The organism is Pseudomonas sp. TH15, assembly GCF_016651105.1.
In the GTDB taxonomy this organism is placed as follows: domain Bacteria; phylum Pseudomonadota; class Gammaproteobacteria; order Pseudomonadales; family Pseudomonadaceae; genus Aquipseudomonas.
This window is the reverse complement of the sequence record NZ_JAEKEL010000002.1, coordinates 344,949-367,205: the sequence shown is the minus strand read 5'-3', so window position 1 is coordinate 367,205 and position 22,257 is coordinate 344,949. Positions and strand designations below refer to the sequence as shown.

The 22,257-nt window shown below is 60.6% G+C and carries 22 protein-coding genes; 10 read left to right on the top strand and 12 right to left on the bottom strand.

The window, feature by feature from the left end:
- The first annotated feature begins 144 nt into the window (after positions 1–144).
- Together JFT87_RS25465 and JFT87_RS25460 are read left to right on the top strand one after the other, a co-directional pair.
- Positions 145–858 carry a winged helix-turn-helix domain-containing protein gene (locus JFT87_RS25465; RefSeq protein WP_201205898.1) on the top strand — a complete coding sequence of 238 codons (714 nt, stop codon included), beginning with the start codon at positions 145–147 and terminating at the stop codon, positions 856–858.
- Positions 855–2,465 (top strand): ATP-binding protein, encoded by a 1,611-nt coding sequence (locus JFT87_RS25460; RefSeq protein WP_201205896.1) that lies wholly within the window; start codon positions 855–857, stop codon positions 2,463–2,465. Before JFT87_RS25465 ends, JFT87_RS25460 begins: the two co-directional genes overlap by 4 nt.
- 115 nt (positions 2,466–2,580) lie before the next feature.
- On the opposite strand, the gene JFT87_RS25455 is transcribed toward JFT87_RS25460, so the two are convergent.
- Entirely contained in the window at positions 2,581–3,306 is a 726-nt protein-coding gene (locus JFT87_RS25455; RefSeq protein WP_201205894.1) for a 4'-phosphopantetheinyl transferase family protein, read from the bottom strand.
- Between the two features lie 150 nt (positions 3,307–3,456).
- Positions 3,457–4,248, bottom strand: a complete 792-nt coding sequence (locus JFT87_RS25450; protein ID WP_201205892.1) for a dienelactone hydrolase family protein — start codon at positions 4,246–4,248, stop codon at positions 3,457–3,459.
- Between the two features lie 354 nt (positions 4,249–4,602).
- On the opposite strand from JFT87_RS25450, the gene JFT87_RS25445 reads away from it, so the two are divergent.
- Both JFT87_RS25445 and JFT87_RS25440 read left to right on the top strand, forming a co-directional pair.
- Positions 4,603–5,280: a response regulator transcription factor gene (locus JFT87_RS25445; RefSeq protein WP_201205890.1), complete on the top strand. Its 678-nt coding sequence runs from the start codon at positions 4,603–4,605 to the stop codon at positions 5,278–5,280.
- Positions 5,277–6,623 (top strand): ATP-binding protein, encoded by a 1,347-nt coding sequence (locus tag JFT87_RS25440; protein ID WP_201205888.1) that lies wholly within the window; start codon positions 5,277–5,279, stop codon positions 6,621–6,623. Before JFT87_RS25445 ends, JFT87_RS25440 begins: the two co-directional genes overlap by 4 nt.
- Before the next feature lie 551 nt (positions 6,624–7,174).
- On the opposite strand, the gene JFT87_RS25435 is transcribed toward JFT87_RS25440, so the two are convergent.
- Positions 7,175–8,173 (bottom strand): AraC family transcriptional regulator, encoded by a 999-nt coding sequence (locus JFT87_RS25435; protein WP_201205886.1) that lies wholly within the window; start codon positions 8,171–8,173, stop codon positions 7,175–7,177.
- 340 nt (positions 8,174–8,513) lie between these two features.
- Here JFT87_RS25435 and JFT87_RS25430 point away from each other — a divergent pair, with 340 nt between their 5' ends.
- Positions 8,514–9,848: a dicarboxylate/amino acid:cation symporter gene (locus JFT87_RS25430; protein ID WP_201205884.1), complete on the top strand. Its 1,335-nt coding sequence runs from the start codon at positions 8,514–8,516 to the stop codon at positions 9,846–9,848.
- Positions 9,849–9,991: 143 nt separating this feature from the next.
- Positions 9,992–11,173, top strand: coding sequence for a CaiB/BaiF CoA transferase family protein (locus JFT87_RS25425; RefSeq protein WP_201205883.1), 1,182 nt, complete (start codon positions 9,992–9,994; stop codon positions 11,171–11,173).
- A gap of 120 nt (positions 11,174–11,293) precedes the next feature.
- On the opposite strand, the gene JFT87_RS25420 is transcribed toward JFT87_RS25425, so the two are convergent.
- Positions 11,294–11,788 (bottom strand): SprT family zinc-dependent metalloprotease, encoded by a 495-nt coding sequence (locus tag JFT87_RS25420; RefSeq protein WP_201205881.1) that lies wholly within the window; start codon positions 11,786–11,788, stop codon positions 11,294–11,296.
- A gap of 154 nt (positions 11,789–11,942) precedes the next feature.
- Positions 11,943–12,545, bottom strand: coding sequence for a Yip1 family protein (locus JFT87_RS25415; protein WP_201205879.1), 603 nt, complete (start codon positions 12,543–12,545; stop codon positions 11,943–11,945).
- A 426-nt stretch (positions 12,546–12,971) separates the two neighbouring features.
- On the opposite strand from JFT87_RS25415, the gene ttcA reads away from it, so the two are divergent.
- A complete protein-coding gene (gene ttcA, locus JFT87_RS25410; protein WP_201205877.1) occupies positions 12,972–13,796 on the top strand; it encodes a tRNA 2-thiocytidine(32) synthetase TtcA in 825 nt (274 codons plus the stop codon).
- 173 nt (positions 13,797–13,969) lie between these two features.
- On the top strand, positions 13,970–14,644 hold the full coding sequence (locus JFT87_RS25405) for a DNA-3-methyladenine glycosylase I (protein ID WP_201205875.1): 675 nt from the start codon (positions 13,970–13,972) through the stop codon (positions 14,642–14,644).
- Between the two features lie 118 nt (positions 14,645–14,762).
- Here JFT87_RS25405 and JFT87_RS25400 read toward each other — a convergent pair whose 3' ends face one another.
- From JFT87_RS25400 to arsC, 3 genes are read right to left on the bottom strand one after another with little or no spacing between them, the layout of a single operon-like run.
- A complete protein-coding gene (locus tag JFT87_RS25400) occupies positions 14,763–15,188 on the bottom strand; it encodes a DUF2069 domain-containing protein (RefSeq protein WP_201205873.1) in 426 nt (141 codons plus the stop codon).
- Between the two features lies 1 nt (position 15,189).
- Positions 15,190–15,786, bottom strand: a complete 597-nt coding sequence (wrbA, locus tag JFT87_RS25395; RefSeq protein WP_201191627.1) for an NAD(P)H:quinone oxidoreductase — start codon at positions 15,784–15,786, stop codon at positions 15,190–15,192.
- Entirely contained in the window at positions 15,783–16,136 is a 354-nt protein-coding gene (arsC, locus tag JFT87_RS25390) for an arsenate reductase (glutaredoxin) (protein ID WP_201205872.1), read from the bottom strand. The genes wrbA and arsC overlap by 4 nt, the downstream gene beginning before the upstream one ends.
- Before the next feature lie 114 nt (positions 16,137–16,250).
- On the opposite strand from arsC, the gene JFT87_RS25385 reads away from it, so the two are divergent.
- Positions 16,251–16,718, top strand: a complete 468-nt coding sequence (locus JFT87_RS25385) for a TlpA family protein disulfide reductase (protein ID WP_201205870.1) — start codon at positions 16,251–16,253, stop codon at positions 16,716–16,718.
- Positions 16,719–16,910: 192 nt separating this feature from the next.
- Here JFT87_RS25385 and JFT87_RS25380 read toward each other — a convergent pair whose 3' ends face one another.
- Together JFT87_RS25380 and JFT87_RS25375 are read right to left on the bottom strand one after the other, a co-directional pair.
- Positions 16,911–17,315, bottom strand: coding sequence for an META domain-containing protein (locus JFT87_RS25380; protein WP_201205868.1), 405 nt, complete (start codon positions 17,313–17,315; stop codon positions 16,911–16,913).
- Complete coding sequence (locus JFT87_RS25375; protein WP_201205866.1) at positions 17,315–17,749, bottom strand: hypothetical protein; 435 nt, start codon at positions 17,747–17,749, stop codon at positions 17,315–17,317. The genes JFT87_RS25380 and JFT87_RS25375 overlap by 1 nt, the downstream gene beginning before the upstream one ends.
- A 134-nt stretch (positions 17,750–17,883) precedes the next feature.
- Here JFT87_RS25375 and JFT87_RS25370 point away from each other — a divergent pair, with 134 nt between their 5' ends.
- Positions 17,884–18,330, top strand: a complete 447-nt coding sequence (locus JFT87_RS25370; RefSeq protein ID WP_201205864.1) for a hypothetical protein — start codon at positions 17,884–17,886, stop codon at positions 18,328–18,330.
- Between the two features lie 12 nt (positions 18,331–18,342).
- Here the strand turns inward: JFT87_RS25370 and JFT87_RS25365 are convergent, their stop codons facing one another.
- Positions 18,343–19,332: a 2-hydroxyacid dehydrogenase gene (locus tag JFT87_RS25365; RefSeq protein WP_201205862.1), complete on the bottom strand. Its 990-nt coding sequence runs from the start codon at positions 19,330–19,332 to the stop codon at positions 18,343–18,345.
- 66 nt (positions 19,333–19,398) lie between these two features.
- The gene (locus JFT87_RS25360; protein ID WP_201205861.1) at positions 19,399–22,149 is read right to left on the bottom strand and encodes a response regulator; all 2,751 of its coding nucleotides are present in this window, start codon (positions 22,147–22,149) and stop codon (positions 19,399–19,401) included.
- Between the last annotated feature and the right edge of the window lie 108 nt (positions 22,150–22,257).

The following is a 22,257-nucleotide window of genomic DNA, read 5'->3' as shown; positions in this document are numbered from 1 at the left end:
TCCGAACGCATTTGCCGACTTGTTTTCTCGGCAGTCGACGTTTATACAATCGGCCGGTACGCAAGCATTCTTATCCTCCCCAATCATTACAAAAAGACGGGCGGATCCTTCCTTATTAGTGTTGTTGGCAAGCAGAGGTCACCCGTGGAGCAAGAAGCCTGGCAGGTATTGATTGTCGAAGACGACCAACGTCTGGCCGAACTGACCCGTGATTACCTCGAAGCCAATGGCCTGTGCGTGGCAATCGAAGGCAATGGCGCCCTGGCGGCGGCGCGGATCATCAAGGAGCAGCCAGACCTGGTGATTCTCGACCTGATGCTGCCCGGCGAGGATGGCCTGAGCATCTGCCGCAAGGTGCGCGACAAATATGACGGCCCGATCCTGATGCTCACCGCCCGTACCGATGACGCCGATCAGATTCTCGGCCTGGACCTGGGCGCCGATGATTACGTGTGCAAACCGGTGCGCCCGCGGTTGCTGCTGGCGCGCATCCAGGCCTTGTTGCGCCGCAGCGAAGCGCCGGAAGTGGCCCCGGAAAAACTTCGGCGTTTGCAGTTCGGCCCGCTGGTGGTGGACAACGCTTTGCGTGAAGCCTGGCTCAATGACAACGGCATCGAACTGACCAGCGCCGAGTTCGACTTGCTCTGGCTGTTGGTGGCCAACGCCGGGCGCATCCTGTCTCGGGAAGAAATCTTCACCGCATTGCGTGGCATCGGTTATGACGGCCAGGACCGCTCTATCGACGTGCGCATCTCGCGCATTCGCCCCAAGATCGGCGATGACCCGGAGCACCCACGGTTGATCAAGACCGTGCGCAGCAAAGGTTATCTGTTCGTTCCGGAAGCCTGCACGCTGTGAACTCGATCTTCCTGCGCATCTACGGCGGCATGTGTGCGGCGCTGGTCCTGGTGGCAGTGCTCGGCGTGCTGGCGCTGCACCTGCTCAACCAGGTGCGCAGCGAGCAATACCGTGAACGCCTGGCCCACGGCACGTTTTCGCTGATGGCCGATAACCTGCAACCCATGAACGAGACCGAGCGCCACCGGGCGTTGCTGGTCTGGGAGCGTCTGTTGGGCATTCCCTTGTCGTTGCAGACCTTCGCCCAGACCGACCTCGACCTGACCCAGCGCACCCGTGTGTTGCGTGGCCATGCGCTGGTCGAACAGACCGGCCCTCACGCAGCAAAGGTTTACCGGTTGGTCAGTGACAAGGAACAACTGGTACTCACCGGGGAAGTCCAGCAGATCAGCGAGCAACTGGCCCGCGCGACCATTTACTTGTTGGCCGATGAACTGGTGCGCTACCCGGTCGCCGAACAACCCAAACGCCTGGCGCAATTGAAAGAAGATAAAGGCTTCGGTTTCGACCTGCGGCTGGTCACGGTCGAAGAGGCCGACATGGACGAGGATCAGAGTCGCCGGGTGTCCGAAGGCGACACGGTGATGGCGCTGGGCAAGGGTGGCGATTCGATCCGGGTGTTTGCCGGCATGGTCGGCACGCCGTGGGTGCTGGAAATCGGCCCGCTGTTTCAGATGAACCCGTATCCGCCGGAATGGCTGGTGCTGATCGCCGCCCTTGGGCTGACGCTGATCGGTTTGATCGTCTATCTGTTGGTGCGGCAACTGGAGCGTCGTTTGCGTGGCCTCGAAGCCGCCGCCACGCGCATCGCCAAGGGCAGCCTGGAAACCCGCGTGCCGGCGCGCGGCGCAGATTCGGTCGGGCGTCTGGCGGCGGCGTTCAACGGCATGGCCGAGCACTTGCAGCAACTGCTGGCGATTCAGCGCGAACTGGTGCGCGCGGTGTCCCATGAACTGCGTACGCCGGTGGCACGCCTGCGTTTTGGTCTGGAGATGATCGGCTCGGCCACCACGCCCCAGGCACTGGAAAAGTACCGCGAAGGCATGGACCACGACATCGAGGACCTCGACAAACTGGTGGACGAGATGCTCACCTACGCGCGGTTGGAACAAGGCTCACCGGCGCTGAATTTCCAGCGCATCGATCTCGATGCGTTGGTCAATCAGGTGATCGAGGAACTGGCACCGTTGCGTGCGGAGGTCACCGTGCAGCGAGGGCTGTGTTTGTCCGCCGCCGATAACGACGATGCCTGGGTCGAAGCCGAGCCGCGATATCTGCACCGCGCGCTGCAGAACCTGGTGGGCAACGCGATGCGCCATGCGCATTCGAAAGTGACGGTGAGTTATCAGGTCGGCCAATTGCGCTGTCGGGTCGACGTCGAGGATGACGGGCCGGGTGTGCCGGAAGTGGCGTGGGAGCGGATTTTTACGCCGTTTCTGCGTCTGGACGACAGTCGTACGCGGGCGTCTGGCGGGCATGGCCTGGGGTTGTCGATTGTGCGGCGGATCATCCATTGGCATGACGGCCGGGCGATCATCGGCAAGAGCAAGAGCCTGGGTGGGGCGTGCTTCAGTCTGAGCTGGCCGCGCAATCAGGAGCGCCGTTGAGATATGTGGTGGCGGGGCTGGCCTCTTCGCGAGCAGGCTCGCTCCCACAAGGGAACGTATTTCAATGTGGGAGCGAGCTTGCTCGCGATGAGGCCCCTCGAGACACTGAAGATCTTCAGGCCTTGATGCTGACCAGGCTCAACAACTGCCCATCCTGCACCCCAAACTGCGCGTCCAATTCGGTCCCGTTACACCACTCACTGGACAAGTCCGTGAGCAGCCGCAACCGCACCTGACCGCTCTCGGTCCATTCCAACACTTCCGCATGTTCGAAATAAAAGCGCTTTTGCACGATCGGGTAGAGCGCCTTGAACAGGCTTTCCTTCACCGAAAACGTCAGGGTAACCAGCAGCGCCAATTGATCGGTCCCGCTCGCCGCCATGCGCTGTAACTCCGGCGGTGTGAGGATCTCCCCGGCCAGGCGTTCGGCCCGTTCGACATTGAGCAGGTTTTCCAGGTCCATGCCCAAGCCGCGCCAGTGGGCCTTCTTCGCAACAATTGCCGCGGCCCGGCCGGTGCTGTGGGTGATCGAACCGGTGATGTGCGCAGGCCAAACCGGTGCCCGGTCTTCGCCAATGGCCGGGATAAAGCTCAGCCCTTCCAGTTGTTGCAGTGCGGCCCGGGCGCAGACGCGTCCGGCCAGAAACTCGGCCTGACGCTTGGCCACCGAACGCTGGATGCTCGCGGGCGGCTCGATGGCGCTGCGCTGGAAGTCATCGCCGAGCAGTCGGGACGGATCGAAATGGGTGCTGAACAGCACGGTATCGGGCAACACCGTGGGCAACGGCCAATGGCTGTCGAGCGCGGTGCAGCAGGCGGGCAGGGCGGGGGTGAGATTCATGGCGGGCATTTTGCCGGTTAGTCGGGCCAAGGTCGAGATTGGCGGTGAAGCTTTCGCGAGCAGGCTCGCTCCCACACGGGATCTACGCCGCCCAGAAAATCCCCTGTAGGAGTGAGCCTGCTCGCGATAGCCGCGCCGCGGTGTCTCTGATCAGCTAAATATTTTCTTGAAGAACGCCTTCATATCCGCCCACGAACTGGCATCCGCCGCCTTGTTGTAACCAATATCCGGCCCGCCATGATCACCATGGCTCAAGCGATCCGCATCCGGGTTGGTGAACCCATGCTTGGCGTCTGCCAGGCTGACGAATTTGTAGTCGGCCCCGGCCTTGTCCATTTCAGACTTGAACGCCGCCACATTATCCGGGGTGACCATGCTGTCCTTGGCGCCATGCTCGACGAGGATTTTCGCCTTCACGCTGCCCGGCGTCGCGGGCGTGTTGGTCGCCAGTGCCCCGTGGAAACTCACCACACCTTTCAACGGCAAGCCCTGACGCGCCGCATTCAGCACCACACCGCCGCCGAAGCAGTAACCGATGGCCGCGAGTTTGTTCGGGTCGGTCTGTGGCTGTTGTTTCAACAGATCAAGCCCGGCCTGGAAACGTGCGCTGGCCACCGCGCTGTCCTTCAGTGCTTCTTGCATGAACGCCATGGCGTCCTTCGGATGCTCGGTGTTCTTGCCGCCGCCATACATGTCGATAGCCAACGCGCTATAGCCCAGACCGGCGAGGTCCCGGGCGCGGCGCTTGGCGTAATCGTTCAGCCCCCAGAACTCATGCACCACCACAATTCCCGGGCGTGGGCCTTTGATCGCGTCGTCGTAGGCGTAGTAGCCGATCATTTTTGTACCGTCGGTACTTTGGTAGGGAATTTCCTGAGTCTTGATCGCAGCCTGAGTCAGCCCGCTCAAGGCCAGTAAAACGAGGACGAAGAACATGCGCATGGTCGGATCTCCTTTTAATAAAGTCGTCAAAACAGCCTAGTCGATTTGATTCAGCTCAGGTTTAGAGTGCGTTCAGGGGGAGTTCAGGGGCCGGTCGGTAATGTAGACCCATGATCAAACGCGCCTGCGCATGAGGAAATGCCCCCAATGACTGGTCCAGCAAAACAGTCATGCCAGTGCCAATCTCACCTACAACTGCATGTCGGCCTCGCACAATGGCATTAAACTGCGTCAGGAAGACCTCATGGGTCGCTATGATCAGTTCTGCCTGGTGGATGGCTGCAAGCTTCACCTTGTCGCCATCGAGATTTGCCGTTGCACCTTTGGAGATGTTGTTTTGCCCGGGAGAGCGTTATGAAATTGCTGGTCGTCGAAGATGAAGCGCTGCTGCGCCATCACCTGCAAACCCGCCTGACGGATAGCGGCCACGTGGTCGAGTCCGTGGGCAACGCCGAAGAGGCGCTGTATCAGACCGAGCAGTTCAACCATGACCTGGCGGTGATCGACCTCGGACTGCCGGGCATGGGCGGGCTCGACCTGATCCGTCTGCTGCGCTCCCAGGGCAAGACCTTTCCGATCCTGATCCTCACCGCCCGCGGCAACTGGCAGGACAAGGTTGAAGGCCTCGCCGCCGGTGCCGACGACTACGTGGTCAAGCCGTTCCAGTTCGAAGAGCTGGACGCCCGGCTTAATGCCTTGTTGCGCCGTTCCAGCGGGTTCACTCAGTCGACCATTGTCGCCGGGCCGTTGATGCTCGACCTCAATCGCAAGCAGGCGTCACTCGAAGAACAGCCGCTGGCGCTGACCGCATACGAATACCGGATCCTCGAGTACCTGATGCGCCATCACCAGCAAGTGGTGGCCAAGGACCGCTTGATGGAACAGCTCTACCCGGATGACGACGAGCGTGATCCGAATGTGATCGAAGTGCTGGTCGGTCGCCTGCGCCGCAAACTCGAAGGTCCCGCCGGGTTCAAACCGATCGACACCGTGCGTGGCCTCGGCTACTTGTTCAACGAGCGCTGTACTTGATTCGTTCTCTTCGCGTTCGCCTGATGCTCGCCGCCACCCTGTTGGCGGTGTTGTTCATGCTGGCGTTGCTGCCGGCGATGCAGGGCGCGTTCAGCCTGGCGTTGCAGGATTCCATTGAGCAACGCCTGGCCTCGGACGTCACCACGCTGATCTCCGCTGCCCGGGTGGAGAACAACCACTTGCAGATGCCTTTGCAATTGCCCGATGAGCGTTTCAACCTCACCGACAGCCGTTTGCTGGGCTACATCTATGACCGCGAGGGGCATCTGGTCTGGCGCTCGAAGGCCTCCCAGGAAGAGATCATCAACTACAAGCCGCGTTACGACGGGCGCGGTAGCGAGTTTGCACGCATTCGCGAGGCCAATGGTCATGAGTTCTTCGTCTATGACGTCGAGGTCAAACTGCTGGGCGGTAAAAGTGCGGCGTTCAGTATCGTGGCCTTGCAGCCGGTTCGTGAGTACGAAGCCACCCTTGAAGGCCTGCGGGAAAATCTCTATCTGGGGTTTGGCGCGGCGTTGCTGGTGTTGTTGTCGTTGTTGTGGATCGGCCTGACCTGGGGCTTGCAGGCGTTGCGCCGGCTGAGCCAGGAACTGGACCAGATCGAAAGCGGCACCCGCGAAAGCCTCAGCGAAGAACACCCGCGTGAACTGCTGCGCCTGACCGGTTCCCTCAACCGCTTGCTGCACAGCGAGCGTGAGCAGCGCAGCCGTTATCGCGATTCCCTCGATGACTTGGCCCACAGCCTGAAAACCCCGTTGACCGTGTTGCAAGGCGTCAGCGAGGACATGGCCCAGCGCCCGCAGGACCGTGACCAGGCCTGGGTGCTGCAATCGCAGATCGAACGTATGAGTCAGCAGATCAGCTATCAGTTGCAGCGCGCCAGCCTGCGCAAAAGCGGTCTGGTACGCCATCAGGTGCGCCTGCGCCCGGTGCTGCAAAGCCTGTGCGACACGCTGGACAAGGTCTACCGCGACAAACGGGTGCGGGTCGCTTTCGACCTGCCGGACCCGTGTTACGTGCCGATCGAGCAGGGCGCCTTGCTGGAGATGATGGGCAACCTGCTGGAGAACGCCTATCGCCTGTGCCTGAGCGAAGTGCGCATCAGCGTGCGCGAAACGCTTAGCGGGATTGAGTTGTGCGTCGAGGATGACGGGCCGGGCGTGCCGCCGGATCAGCGGGCGCGGATTCTGCAAAGGGGTGAACGACTGGATCGACAGCATCCGGGGCAGGGGATCGGGTTGGCGGTGGTCAAGGACATCATCGAAAGCTACAGCGCCCAGTTGACTCTGGGGGATTCGGCCATGGGCGGCGCGGCGTTCCGGATTCATTTTCCGGTGGTTTGAGGGTGGGGGCTGGTTTTTTGACCCAACTCATCTCCCTTGTGGCGAGGGGATTTATCCCCGTTGGGTTGCGCAGCAGCCCCCAGGATCTCAAGCGTTTCAGACAGATCGAGTTCACCGGTCTTACGACGGCTGCGCCGCCGAACGGGGATAAATCCCCTCGCCACGGCATGTGTTGGGTTTGCCCCCTCACCCCAGCCCTCTCCCCGAGGAGAGGGAGCCGATTTGTGAGCCTTTCAGAATCTGAGTTCGGGTATTTCACGTCGGCGTAACTCTCCCAAACATCTCGGTCAGTCCCCTCTCCCTACGGGCGGTCCGACGTTTCGGGAGGGCTAGGGTGAGGGGCTCTTGATCTTCAGCCCGAACACTGAGCCTCAGCGAGATGCCGTACGCCGGGGCGAAGCCTTTTGCTTACTTTTCGGCGTTTGGAAAAGTGAGTCGCTGTAAGAGCGAAACCCTAAGCAGCCGTTACCGCAGCAACGGATATACACCCAACCCAAACCCCAACCCCAGCCCCCCAAGCTGTTTCAGGCCGCAGAATCCTCCATCCCCCCTCACTGCTCCTGCGCCCGATAAGCCCCTGGTGTAAGTCCAGTCCACTTCTTGAACGCCCGATGAAACGCCGAAGGCTCGGAAAACCCCAACTGCTCGGCAATCTGTTGCAACGACAGATCCGCCCGCCCCAAGTGATAAATCGCAATGTCCCGCCGCAACTGGTCCTTCAATTCCTGAAAACTGCTGCCTTCTTCGCGCAAATGCCGGCGCAAGGTCTGCGGGCTGATGTGCAAGTGCGCGGCCACCGCTTCCAGGTCCGGCCAGCGCGCACTGTCGCGGCTGAGCAAACGGCGCAACTGGCTGCTCAAGCTGTCGCCGTCATCCGGGCGCGACAACAGGTCGGCGGGGGAGCGTTCGAGGAAATGCTTGAGCGTGCGCTCGTCCTGCAACAACGGCATGCTCAGGTAGCGACTGTGAAACAGCAGGCTGCTCTGGGCCGTTGAAAACTCCTGCGGGCAGGGGAATAGCAGATCGTACTCGGCGCCGTGCTCAGGTCTCGGATAGCTGAATGTCGCCTGCTCCAGGCGAATACGCTGGCCGATCAGCCAACTGCCGAGACGATGCCAGATCACAAGCAGGGATTCACTGAGGAAGTGATCCGGGTCCCGCAACTGTGAATCGTCGAGGCTCAGGCGGATCATTTCGTCTTCGCGGGTCAGGGTCAGACGCGGCGCCTCGGGGAATAGGCTATAAAACAATAAGCCGCGATGAAGTGCTTTCTCCAGGCTGCGGCAATGGATAATCGCGTGGCACATCATGGCGAAACTGCCGGGTTTGCTCGGTGCCTGCCCGAATCCCAGGTATTCGTCGTCCAGCGCCAGCCACAGGCCCTGGATCAGCCGGGTGAATTGTTCCGGCGCGATGCGTGCCCTTGGCTCGTCGAGCAACTCGGGGCTGATCCCCAGTTGTAACAACAAGCCTGAATAATCATAACCACGCCGACGCGCGCCACCGAGGGCGGCACGGGCGAAATGACTGGCGATGGTGCGTTCGCGCATAGGAGGCAGGTCCGTCCACTAAGCGCCGGATGGTAGCCGCAGGACTTGGCGATGAACAAGGCGGATATCCGCCAAATTGTAGGATGAGGTCTGGCCGATAGGCGGAAATCCGCCACATTGCTGTAGCCGGTCGGTGACAAAGAAAACCCTGTAACCCTTGATGTCAAAAGGCTTGCAGGGAATTCGGCAGAGGTGGCACGGGCTTTGCGATACAACGGGCAGATGCCTGCCGTTGAGCGGCTCGACAAAACAAATCCCTCCAGTGCAGGAGGGTTCGCAATTGAAGTGTCATGGGGCAACAGATGAATGTTGTCACGGGGCACTCTTGAGGAACTTTACAATGACGACTCGTCAGCCACTGTACAAATCCCTGTATTTCCAGGTGATCGTTGCCATCGCCATCGGCATCCTGGTCGGTCACTTCTACCCGCAGACCGGTGTGGCCCTCAAGCCACTGGGTGACGGGTTCATCAAACTGATCAAAATGATCATCGCCCCGATCATCTTCTGCACCGTCGTCAGCGGTATCGCGGGCATGCAGAGCATGAAATCGGTCGGCAAGACCGGCGGTTACGCGCTGCTCTACTTCGAAATCGTTTCGACCATTGCACTGTTGGTCGGTCTGGTGGTGGTCAACATCGTCCAGCCGGGCGCCGGCATGCACATCGACGTGAGCACGCTGGATGCTTCCAAAGTCGCTCAATATGTTGCGGCCGGTGCTGATCAAAGCGTCGTCGGCTTCCTGCTGAACGTGATCCCGAACACCATCATCGGTGCGTTCGCCACCGGCGATATCCTGCAAGTGCTGATGTTCTCGGTGATCTTCGGTTTCGCCCTGCATCGCCTGGGTGCCTACGGCAAGCCGATCCTGGACTTCATCGATCGCTTCGCTCACGTGATGTTCAACATCATCAACATGATCATGAAGCTCGCGCCACTCGGTGCCCTGGGCGCCATGGCGTTCACCATCGGTGCCTACGGTGTGGGTTCGCTGGTGCAACTGGGTCAGTTGATGCTGTGCTTCTACATCACCTGCCTGGTGTTCGTGCTGGTCGTGCTGGGCGGTATCGCTCGCGCTCACGGCTTCAGCGTGCTGAAAGTGATTCGCTACATCCGTGAAGAACTGCTGATCGTGCTGGGTACGTCCTCCTCGGAATCCGTGCTGCCACGCATGCTGATCAAAATGGAGCGTCTGGGCGCGAAGAAATCCGTTGTGGGTCTGGTGATCCCGACCGGTTACTCGTTCAACCTCGACGGTACTGCGATCTACCTGACCATGGCGGCCGTGTTCATCGCTCAAGCGACCGACACCCACATGGACATCACGCACCAGATCACCCTGCTGGTGGTGTTGCTGCTGTCCTCCAAAGGCGCTGCTGGCGTGACCGGTAGTGGCTTCATCGTGTTGGCCGCGACCCTGTCGGCTGTTGGCCACCTGCCGGTTGCCGGCTTGGCGCTGATCCTCGGTATCGACCGCTTCATGTCCGAAGCCCGCGCGTTGACCAACCTCGTGGGTAACGCCGTTGCCACGCTGGTTGTGGCCAAGTGGGTCAAGGAACTGGACACCGACGTGATGCAGGCCGAACTGGCTTCTGGCGGTCGCGGTATTGTCGACACCCGTCCTGAAGACGATCTGGGCGTGTCCGAAGGCGTCACCCCAAGCAACGTCAAATAAGACGGCTGCACTGAAAAACCCGCTTCGGCGGGTTTTTTTATGCCTGGGATTTGAGCGTAACGGTCACGACGGCTGACACATCGGGTGATTGCTGCAATGCGATTGGCTGCCTAGGCTGGAGGCATCGCTCAAGGAGTACACCCATGCCCGGTCCACTGGCATCACTCAAGGTTCTGGATTTCTCGACACTGCTGCCGGGGCCGTTTGCTTCCCTGCTGTTGGCAGACATGGGCGCCGAGGTGCTGCGCATCGAATCGCCAACCCGCATGGACCTGCTGCGGGTGCTGCCGCCCCACGACCAGGGCGTCTCGGCGAGTCATGCGTACCTCAATCGCAACAAGCGCAGCCTGGCGCTGGACCTCAAGCAGCCCGAGGCGCTGGAGGTGATCAAGCAACTGCTGCAGGACCACGACATCGTGTTGGAGCAATTCCGCCCCGGGGTGATGGAGCGCCTGGGCCTGGGTTATGAAGCCTTGAAGGCGATCAATCCGAAGTTGATTTACGTCTCGATCACCGGTTACGGCCAGACTGGCCCCTACAAGGACCGTGCTGGCCACGACATCAACTACCTGGCGCTGGCGGGGCTGGCAAGTTACACCGGCCGCGCCGACAGCGGCCCGCTACCGTTGGGGATTCAGGCCGCAGACATAGCCGGTGGCTCGTTACACGGCGTCATTGGATTGCTGGCGGCGGTGATCGCCCGGCAGCAGACGGGGCAGGGACAGTATCTGGATGTGAGCATGACCGATTGCGCCTTCAGCCTGAACGCCATGGCCGGCGCCGGGTATCTGGCCTGCGGTGTGGAACCGGAGCGCGAAGATCAGATGCTCAATGGCGGCAGTTTTTATGACTATTACCGTTCGCGGGATGGACGCTGGTTATCGGTGGGCAGCCTGGAGCCGGCGTTTATGCAGCAACTGTGCACGGTGCTGGGTCGCCCGGAACTGGCGGTCCAGGGTTTATCGCCCAAGCCAGAGCAGCAACAGGCGTTGAAAAATGACTTGAAAATTGAATTCGAGAAGCATGACTTTTCTGAGTTGTGTGAGCTGTTTGCCGGGGTTGATGCGTGTGTCGAGCCGGTGTTGAGTGTGGGCGAGGCGGTGCGGCATCCGCAGTTGCAGGCGCGGGGATTGGTGACTGAGGTGCCTCGCGGTGACGGATCAACTCAGCAGCAAATGGCTTGTCCGTTGAAGTTTTCCGAAGGGTTGCCGGCGCCCAGGTATATCGGTGCGGCGGTGGGGCAGCACACGGATCAGGTGTTGGGAGAGTTGGGGTTTAGTGCGCAGCGGATCGAGGAATTGCGGCGTGCCAAGGTGGTTGTGTAGCGCTTGATAAGACGCCTTCGCGAGCAAGCTCGCTCCCACACTGGTTCTGTGTCACGCCGAAAATCCCCTGTGGGAGCGAGCTTGCTCGCGATGAGGCCGGCATGAACACAAAAAAACCTGTTACTCGACCCGCATTTCCCCACTAAACACCAACGTACTGCGGCAACGCCGGCACAAATACCGCCGCCCCTGCCGCACCAAACTGTGCCGCTGGGCCGAAAACGGGAAATCGCTGTCGGCACACGGGCATTTGTAGATGTAGCGGGTCACGCTGCGGCGTTTGACGTCGTAGGTGTGGCAACGGTTGGGCGGCAGTTCGTAGACACCGCGCATGATCAGTTGCCACTCTTCGCCGTGGGGCTGGATGCGGTCGCCAAACAGTTGATGGGCGATCAGGTGCGCGACTTCGTGGGCCACGGTCTGCTTGAGGAAGTCTTCGGTGTTTTCCCGGTATAGCTGCGGGTTGAAGCGCAGCAGGTTCTCGTGCAAATGCGCGACACCGGCTTTTTGCCCGCGCAGCTTGAGGCTTACCACGGGGCGTTTGAAAGGTCGTTTGAAAAAGGTTTCGGCTTGTTGGTAACAGTCTTCGACGCGGGTATTGAGTTGCTCGGGCATGCTTGATGGATCTCCAGAGACGTCGAGTATGCCGCAACCCCCGGGGCTTGCGAATCGGCCAGGCGCCGAATGGTCGTTGTTCGTGCTCTTTCAATAGATATTAAAAGGCCGCCTCGCGGCGGCCTGTATTGGCAGATCTTGTTCTATTGGAGTTCTAGTTCGTGTAGACGGGACCAACGCCCAGGCCCCAGACGATCACGGTAAACGCCATGATGGCTACCAGCACCACCAACCCTACGGCGAGCACCGAGCTTGAAAACAGGAAACCCTCGTCCGATGGAATGTTCATGAAGGTCGGCAACCCCACATACAGCAGGTACACCGTGTAGCAGATGGCGGCCGTGCCGATGATCATCCCCAGCCACATGTGTGGATACAGCGCCGCCAGCCCGCCAATAAATAGCGGTGTGGCGGTGTAGGTGGCAAACGCGATGCAACGGGCCAGGCTCGGGTTGGCGTCATAGGTGCGGGCCATCCAGTGAATGAACGCGCCCATCACCGCCACACCACCGAGCATCGCCAGGTACGACATGACCGTCATCCAGATCGCGCTTTCCTGGGTCAGCATCACCGGCGCGCGGCTGCCGATGACCCAGCCGACCTGGGTGGTGCCGATAAACGCGGACACGGCAGGGATCGCCGCCAGAATCAGCGTGTGGGTGAGGTACATGTGGCTGATGCTTTCCTCTTGGTCGCCACGGATTTCTTTCCATTCCTGGTCGGGGTGGGTGAAGAGCCCCACTACGTGATGGATCATGCCAGTCACTCCTCTTGTTTTTACCATCGCCCCCCAGCGGAGCGCCTACGGGCCCAAAGTGGCCAAGTAAGTAAAGGTCTGGATATGTATGCGACCTTATGTCGCAGTATAGAAAGGTCTTAACGGCGCAGGTTGGGGGGCTTTAGAGCAAATCGCGCTGTAAATACATGGCTTAATCGCCTTGAGGTCTTGCGGGGAAGGCATTTTTGAGCTTGAAACACTTTTGTGGCGAGGGGATTTATCCCCGTTCGGCTGCGCGGCAGTCGCCAAGCAATACACCGCACAGTGTCAGGCAAACCGAGGTCGCAGGTTTTGGGGCTGCTTCGCAACCCAACGGGGATAAATCCCCTCGCCACAGGTGCTTCGCGCATCCAGGGTTTTTGCGTAAAATGCCGGCCTTTCGTCACTCCTCACGGATTTCGCGTCATGGGCACTCTTACGGTCAACCAGAACAAACTGCAAAAGCGCCTTCGCCGCCAGGCCGGTGAGGCTGTTGCCGATTTCAACATGATTGAAGACGGCGACAAGGTCATGGTCTGCCTGTCCGGTGGCAAGGACAGTTACACCCTGCTCGACGTGCTGATGCACTTTCAGAAGGTCGCCCCGATCAAGTTCGACATCGTGGCCGTGAACATGGACCAGAAGCAGCCAGGCTTCCCCGAGCACGTGTTGCCGGCGTACCTGAAAGCACTGGGCGTCGAGTATCACATCGTCGAGAAAGACACTTACTCGGTAGTCAAAGAGCTGATCCCGGAAGGCAAGACCACCTGCTCGCTGTGCTCGCGCCTGCGTCGCGGCACGCTGTACACCTTTGCTGACGAAATCGGCGCGACCAAAATGGCCCTCGGTCACCATCGCGACGACATCGTCGAGACGTTCTTCCTGAACATGTTCTTCAACGGCACGCTCAAAGCCATGCCGCCGAAACTGCGTGCCGATGACGGGCGCAACGTGGTGATCCGTCCGCTGGCCTACTGCAACGAAAAAGACATCCAGGCTTACTCGGATTTCAAACAGTTCCCGATCATCCCGTGCAACCTCTGCGGCTCCCAGGAAAACCTGCAACGCCAGGTGGTCAAGGACATGCTGCAAGAGTGGGATCGCAAGACCCCGGGTCGCACCGAAAGTATTTTCCGCAGTCTGCAAAATGTGCAGCCGTCGCAACTGGCGGACCGCAACCTGTTTGACTTCACCAACCTGCGCATCGATGAAACCGCCGCCTCGCGCTTCGTCAACGTGGTCAACCTCTGAACAAACTGTGGGAGTGGCCTGTGGTGAGGGGATTTAGCGAAACGTCGCACCGCCCCGTTGGGCTGCGCAGCAGCCCCAGTCTATTCTGGGAGCGCTTCGCGCTCCAACGGGGATGAATCCCCTCGCCACAGGGCCCGACATCAGTTTTTTTATTCAATTAACCAGGAGAGGGCATGCGCGATTACAAGTGGCTACACGAGTACTGTCTGAACCGCTTCGGTTCGGCAGCTGAACTGGAAGCCCATCTGCCGGTTCCCAAGACCCCGGCGCAATTGCGCAAGATCAGCGACGACCGCTACCTCTCGACCATGGCGCTGCGGGTCTTTCGCGCCGGGCTAAAGCACAGCCTGGTGGACGCCAAGTGGCCGACCTTCGAGGAAGTGTTTTTCAAGTTCGACCCGGAAAAAGTCGTGCTGATGAGCGCCGAACACCTGGAGCGACTGATGCAGGACGCGCGGATCATCCGCCACTTGGGCAAGCTCAAGAGCGTGCCGCGCAATGCGCAATTCATTCTGGATGTGGCCCATGAGAAGGGCAGTTTCGGCGCGTTGATCGCCGATTGGCCGGTGACCGATATTGTCGGCTTGTGGACCTACCTGAAAAAACACGGCCATCAATTGGGCGGGTTGTCGGCACCGCGCTTCTTGCGCATGGTTGGCAAAGACACGTTTGTGCCGAGCTACGACGTGGTCGCGGGGTTGAATGCACAGAAAATCGTCGACAAGGTGCCGACCAGCCAGCGGGATCTGGCGTTGGTGCAGGACGTGTTTAACCAGTGGCATGAACAGAGTGGTGGGCGGGCGATGAGCCAGATTTCGATGATGCTCGCTTATACCGTGAATCATTGAGACCGAGTCGCCCCATTCGCGAGCAAGCCCGCTCCCACAGGGGATCTGTGGTGTTCACAAATAATGTGTCCCCTGAAGATCCAATGTGGGAGCGCGGCTTGCCCGCGAAGGCGTCAGATCAGGCGACGCTGATCTCGCCCTCGCCAGCCAACTTGCGATTCAACTGAAACCGCCACCGCACATACAACAACGCCGAACAAAACACCGCCAGGCTCGCGCCCATCTCCAGCAAACCAAACAACTGCCGGTTCGGGTCATACGCGGCCAGTGCGCCCTTGATGAAATACAGGTTCACCACAAAGCACATCCACGAATGCCCGCGGGCGCTGCCGACAATCATCCCCGGCGCCAGCAACAGCAGCGGCACCAGTTCGATCAGCAAAATCACCCACGGCCGTGCGCCATGCAGGTCGGCGACCAGCAGGTAGTAGGCGCACAGCAGCCCCACGAGACCGAAAAAGCACACCAGGCTGACAACCCGCATCGCCCGGACCCGAGGTTCGAGCCATTCGATCGAGGGCAGTATCTTTGGCTTCTTGGCCATGTCAGCCCTCCAGCTTCTGTGCGGTCTTCGCCAGGCGCAGGCCCAAGGCCCGGCACAGTGCGACTTCATGCTCATTCAATCCGAGTTTGCCATCAGCCCCGGCGTGATGGCTGGCACCGTAAGGCGTGCCGCCACCCCGGGTTTCCAGCAGGGCCGATTCGCTGTAGGGCAGGCCGGTGATCAGCATGCCGTGGTGCAGCAATGGCAACATCATCGACAACAACGTGGTTTCCTGGCCGCCGTGCAGGCTCGCGGTGGAGGTAAACACGCCGGCCGGTTTGCCGACGAGGGCGCCGGTCAGCCACAGGTTGCTGGTGCCGTCGAGGAAGTACTTGAGCGGCGCCGCCATGTTGCCGAAGCGGGTCGGGCTCCCGAGGGCCAGGCCGGCGCAGTTTTTCAGGTCGTCGAGGCTGGCGTACAACGCACCTTCGTCCGGGATATCCGGCGACACCGCTTCACACTCGGTGGAAATCGGCGGCACGGTGCGCAGGCGCGCTTCCATTCCCGACTGTTCAACCCCACGGGCAATCTGCCGGGCCATTTCATTGGTCGAGCCGCTGCGGCTGTAATACAGAACCAGAATGTACGGCGCGCTCACGGCAACAACTCCAGCACATTCTCCGGCGGACGGCCGATGACAGCTTTGTCGCCGACTTCCAGAATCGGCCGTTCCATGAGTTTCGGGTGGGCCGCGATGGCCGCGATCAATTGCGCTTCGGTCAGCGTGGCATCTGCCAGGTTGAGGGTTTTGTACTCGTCCTCACCGGTGCGCAGCAATTGCCGGGCGTTGATCCCGAGTTTGCCCAACAGGCTCTGCAGTTGCGCAGCGTCCAGTGGGGTTTCGAGGTAGCGGACCACGGTCGGCGTCAGGCCGCGGGCTTCAAGGAGTTCGAGCGCACCGCGGGATTTCGAGCAGCGCGGGTTGTGATAAAGCGTCAGATCGGTCATTTGCGGGTCGCATCTTGCGTAAGGTGGCGTCTATTCTAACTGTGCAGCGCGCAATCCAGAACCGTGAGAGTCGATGGGTCGCAGGCGCATTCAATTTTGAGCAAGGATCACGACATGACAAGACGATTGGCAGCGGCGTTGGCGATCATCGGGGCGTTAATGCTGGGGGGCTGCGGCAGTGACTATGGCATCGACCAGGATGGCCACAAAGTGGCGTCCGGGCGTCTCGACAAACAATGGATTGTGGTCAATTACTGGGCCGAATGGTGCGGTCCGTGCCGCACCGAGATCCCGCAGTTGAACGCGCTGGCCGAAGAGCTCAACGGCAAAAAAATTGGTGTGTTCGGGGTCAACTTCGACAATGTGCAGGGCGATGAGCTGAAGAGCGCCAGTGAGAAACTGGGGATCAAGTTCACCGTGCTGGCCCAGGACCCGGCGGATTTCTTTGATCTGCCACGCAGTGAAGCGTTACCGGTGACTTACATCATCGATAACAAGGGCAAGGTGCGGGAACAGTTGATGGGTGAGCAGACGGCGGCGGGGGTGATGGCGAAGCTGGAGGCGTTGCAGGCAACTAACTGAACGGTGCGGTGGGAGTGATTGTTCCCACCTGTGGCGAGGGAGCTTGCTCCCGCTCGACTGCGCAGCAGTCGCAAAACCAGTGTATGCGGTGTCCCTGACGAAACGAGGGGGCTGGATTTAGGGCTGCTTCGCAGCCCAGCGGGAGCAAGCTCCCTCGCCACAGTTATTCTCCAAGCCACAAAGAGGAAGGGATCAACCCTCTTCAAGCCACCAACGCAACGGCTTGCCCTCTGCCGGCCAGAAACGCATCTGGTCGATTGGCGAGATGTCCCAGCGCTGCACGTTTTCCAGCGCTTGCAGGAAACGTTTTTCCTGCTCCATCAACGCCGGTGCGCACAGTTTGCGGGTGCTGCCTACTTTGCCGAAGCTCAGCTTGTCGCCTTCCAGGGTGTAGGGCGCAAACCAGTGGTTGCAGCCGCCATTACCGTAGGCGCGACCGTCGTCACCCAGGGTGATGGTCAAATGGCTGTAGTCCATCAACGGACGTTCGCCGATCCACTCCAGAATGTAACTGTGGTTTTGCTGCAATTGCACCGGGTCGGCGGCGCAGCCCATCAGGCTGGCGCCCGCCATCGCGGCCAGAACAAGGTGTTTCATCACGCAGGCTCCTGGCATTTCGGGCACAGGTGTTTCTCGCCGACGCTAGTCCAGCCCAGCTCGGCAATGCGCGCTGTGGCGGCAGGCTTTTCAGCCTTGTTGCCCAGTTTGGCGTCGACCGCGAACTCGAAGCTCAGTTCTTTGGCGCAGCTGTCGCAATTGACCTTCCAGGTGTGGATCGCCAGTTCACCAAACACCGGACCACTGGCCACCGCGACCCATTGGCCTGGCGGGTTGATCAAGTGGCGAACGGTTTCGACGCTCAGGCGCATGGACAAGTCCTTGCTGCCTTTGAGGGTGACCACCAGGACGTCATTATTGCGAATCGAGCCGCCGTTGCCGGTGACCTGATAACGCCCCGGCACCAGGGCGCGACATTCGGTCAGGGTGTGTTGAGGGTTCATCAGGGTGTAGCGGAAATCGTGTTCGACCATGGGTCCTCCAAATATGCGCGGTATGCTAGCACGGGCATCAACGCAGCATGGCGTGGGCATGTGACCTTCGATCAGGTTCAAATCACCTGCCCAGTCATGGCACACTGCCGCTTTTGCACCCCTAAGGAATGGAAATGGCATTGACCGAGTGTTATGAATGCAAAAGGAGCATCAGCTCTGAAACACTATCGTGCATTCACTGCGGCGCTCCGATGGCGCAGCAGGCAGCTCACGCTCACGCGCAGACTGTAGCGGCGCCTGCACGGGCATCGACGATTTCGTTCGGCAGCCTGCCGCGCAACAAGGCAGTACCGGAAGCGGTTGTGCCGCCAGCGTCGCCACCGTTGCCGAGCGCCATGTCCGCCACGGCGCAACCTCGACGTCAGCAGCAAGTCGGGCAAGGGGTTGAACTGCACATTAATGAAGACGGCAGCCGTCCCGTGGAAGGCTGGCTGAAAATCATGGTGTTCCTGCTGCCGATGGTGTTCGTCTGGTTCCTGCTGCGCCGCGGGCACTCGATGAAACAGCGTCTTTTCGGTTTTGGCTGGCTGGCGCTGTTGATTCTGGCGGCCTCGCTGTAAGCCGCTGACGCCTTACCCCTCGACCTGGTTTTGCGGCGTACCGGCCGCCCAGGTCGCAATGTTGTGCAAGGTGGTGGCGGCAATTGCGCCGAGCGCTTCATGCGTCAGAAAGGCTTGATGCGCGGTGATGATCACGTTCGGGAAGGTCAGCAAGCGCGCCAGCACATCGTCCTGCAAAGGCAGGTCGGAGCGGTCCTCGAAAAACAGTTGGGCTTCTTCCTCATACACATCCAGACCCAGATAGCCGAGTTGACCTTCTTTCAACGCGTCGATCAGTGCCGGGGTGTCAACCAGGCCACCGCGTCCGGTGTTGATCAGCATCGCTCCCGGTTGCATGTGGGCCAGTGACTGACGGTTGATCAAGTGCTTGCTCTGCTCATTGAGCGGGCAGTGCAGGCTGATGATCTGCGACTCGGCCAACAATTGCGGCAAACTCAGGTAACGCGCGCCGAGGGCTTCGACTTGTGGATTCGGGAACGGATCGTAGGCCAGCAACTGGCAACCAAACCCGTTCATGATTTTGGCGAACGTCGCGCCGATCTGCCCGGTGCCGACCACACCGACAGTCTTGCCCACCAAGTCGAAGCCGGTCAGCCCGTGCAAGCTGAAATCCCCTTCGCGGGTGCGGTTGTAGGCGCGATGCAAGCGACGGTTAAGCGCCAGGATCAGCGCCACTGCGTGTTCGGCCACGGCGTGGGGTGAATAGGCAGGCACCTGCACGATGGCCAGGCCCAGGCGTTTCGCCGCGACCAGGTCGACATGGTTGTAGCCGGCGGAACGGAGGGCGATCAGGCGGGTGCCGCCAGCCGCGAGATGTTCGAGCACCGGGGCGCTGAGGTCATCATTGATGAAGGCGCACACCACCTCGTGATGCTCGGCCAATGCCACGGTGTCGAGGCTCAAACGTGCCGATTGAAACTGCAACTCGTTGCCGGCGGGCAAGTCGGCGGCGAGGAAGCTGTCGCGGTCGTAGCCCTGGCTGCTGAAAAGAATGGTGCGCATCGTGTCCTCCTGGAAATGTCCCTGCAACATCTTAGCCGTGATGGCGTCAGGTGTTATTGCGCTGGGTCAGGCGCTGATACGCGCCTGCGCGGCCAGGCGATTGATCGAGCGCTCCAGTTCTTCAAGTGCCGCCGCAGCTTTCGGGTCCTGTTGCTTGAGCAGCGTTTCACTGCGCTGGCAGGCCGCACGCAATTGCGGTACGCCGCAGTAACGCGTGGCCCCGTGCAGGCGATGGACCCGTTCGATCAAGGCGTTCTGGTCGTTGGCTTCGCGGGCGACGCGAATCGCCTCGCGATCGGCTTCCAGCGAAGCCAGCAGCATCGCCAGCATGTCCGCCGCCAGATCCGCCTTGCCGGCAGCCAGACGCAAGCCTTCTTCGTGATCGAGCACCTGCAAGTCGCTGGCACCATGGCTGTCACTGGAGCGCTCCGGCGCCTGATTACGCAGCGCCAGGCCGGTCCACTTCAGCACCACTTGGGCCAGTTGCCGTTCGCTGATGGGTTTGGTCAGGTAATCGTCCATACCGCTTTGCAGCAGCGCACGTTTTTCGTTGGCCATAGCGTGGGCGGTGAGGGCGACAATCGGCAGCGGCGTGCAATGCCGTTCGCTTTCCCACTGACGAATCGCTTCGGTGCTTTGACGCCCATCCATGCCGGGCATCTGCACGTCCATCAGCACCAGATCGAAGGTTTCGTTCTGCACCGCTTTGACCGCGGCGTAACCGCTTTCGACGGCGAGCACTTTGGCGCCCATGTCTTCGAGCAGGGTTTGCACCAGCAGCAGGTTGGCCGGGTTGTCGTCGACGCAAAGGACCTTCGGCGCCCGGCTCGACACCGGTTCGCCGGGCTCGCTGCGCTGCTGGCGCGGGTTGACCAGATCAGACAAGGCCCGACGCAGTTTGCGGGTGCAGGCGGGTTTGGCCTGGAGCTGGCTGTGAGGGTTGGGTACCGAGAGGTGGAACAGCGTCTGCTCGGTGGTCGGGCACAGCACCAGGACTTTGCAGCCCAGGTGTTCGAGGTCCCAGATGTGCTGGTTGAGGCGCTCCGGCGGCATGTCGTTGCTGGTGATGCCAAGCACCGCCAGATCGATTGCCTGCTCGGTCTGATGGGCGCCGGTGACGCCATTGGTCAGGCTTTCCAGCGTATTGAACGGCGTGACTTCCAGGCCGCAATCTTCCAGTTGATGCTGCAACGCCTGGCGGGCCAGTTCATGGTTTTCCAGCACCGCCACGCGACGCCCGAGCAACGGCGGGCCGGGCAGGTCCTCGGCGTCGTCGCGGGTTTTCGGCAGGCTCAGGCTGATCCAGAATTCCGAACCTTCACCCGGTGTACTGTCGACGCCAATCTCGCCGCCCATCTGTTCGATCAGGCGCTTGGAAATCACCAGCCCCAAACCGGTGCCGCCGGGCTGGCGCGACAGCGAGTTATCGGCCTGGCTGAATGCCTGGAACAGGGCGCGCACGTCCTGGTTCGACAGGCCGATGCCGGTGTCCTGAATGCTGATGCGCAGTTGCACGCTGTCTTCGTGCTCTTCTTCAAGCATGGCCCGGGCGACGATGGTGCCTTCGCGGGTGAACTTGATCGCGTTGCTGACCAGGTTGGTCAGAATCTGTTTGAGCCGCAGCGGATCGCCGACCAGCGACAGGGGAGTGTCGCGATAGACCAGACTCACCAGTTCCAGCTGTTTGGCGTGGGCGGCCGGAGCGAGGATGGTCAGGGTGTCTTGCAGCAAGTCGCGCAGGTTGAACGGAATATTGTCGAGCACCAGTTTGCCGGCCTCGATTTTCGAGAAATCGAGGATCTCGTTGATGATCCCCAGCAGGCTGTCGGCGGACTTTTCGATGGTGCCCAGATAGTCGAGCTGGCGCGGGGTCAGCTCGCTTTTTTGCAACAGGTGCGTGAAGCCGAGAATGCCGTTGAGCGGCGTGCGGATTTCGTGGCTCATGTTGGCCAGAAACTCGGATTTGATCCGGCTCGCTTCCAGGGCTTCCTTGCGCGCCAGGTCCAGCTCGATGTTCTGGATTTCGATGGTTTCCAGGTTCTGGCGCACGTCTTCGGTGGCCTGGTCGACGCTGTGTTGCAATTCTTCCTGGGCGTTTTGCAGGGTGCCGGCCATGCGGTTGATGCCCGACGCCAGTTCATCCAGTTCCTGGCTGCCGAGGGGCGGCAAGCGGGTTTCCAGATGACCGTCCTTGAGTTGTGCCACTGCCAGTTTGATCTGGCTGATCGGCCGATTGATGGTCCGGCCCATGCGCAGGGCCAGCAACGCCGCACCGGCCAGGCCGGCGCCGATCAACAGCAGGCTGGCGAACAGGCTGCGGTAACCGCGCAGCAGCATGCCGTTGTGGGACAGTTCGAGTTCGACCCAGCCCAACAGGCGATCGGCTTCGTCGGGAATCACGTCGCCAGCCAGATTGCGATGCTTGCCGAACACCGGCAGCAAGTAGCGGGTCGCGTCGTTACCGCTGCGGCGTAGCATCTGCGAGCCGTTGCCGGTCGGTGCCGCATTGAGCATGGTCGGGCCCGCGTGGGCCAACGGTGTACGGTCGGGCGCGAGGAAGGTCACCGCGCGCACATCGGTCTGTTCCAGCGACTGGGTGGCGATGCGCTCCAGCAACTCGGTGTTTTTGTGGCCCATGGCCGGGGCAACCAGCGGTGCAAGTTGTTCGGCGATCATCTCGCCGCGCTGCATGAGTTGGGTTTGCAGGTCCGATTGCTGCATCCAGGTGAAATAGCCGCCCAGCACCAACGCCATCAGGCTGGTTGGAAGCAAGGTCAGCAACAGCACGCGGCCTTTAATTCCCAGTTTCTTGAGCACGCAACTCTCCTGCATCCCGCGATTGAATAACCCGCACGTGCATCCGGCACGCACCACTTGCGCAGTGTAGCGATTTGCTAGCGGGCAATCTTCGTAAAGTTGATGTCG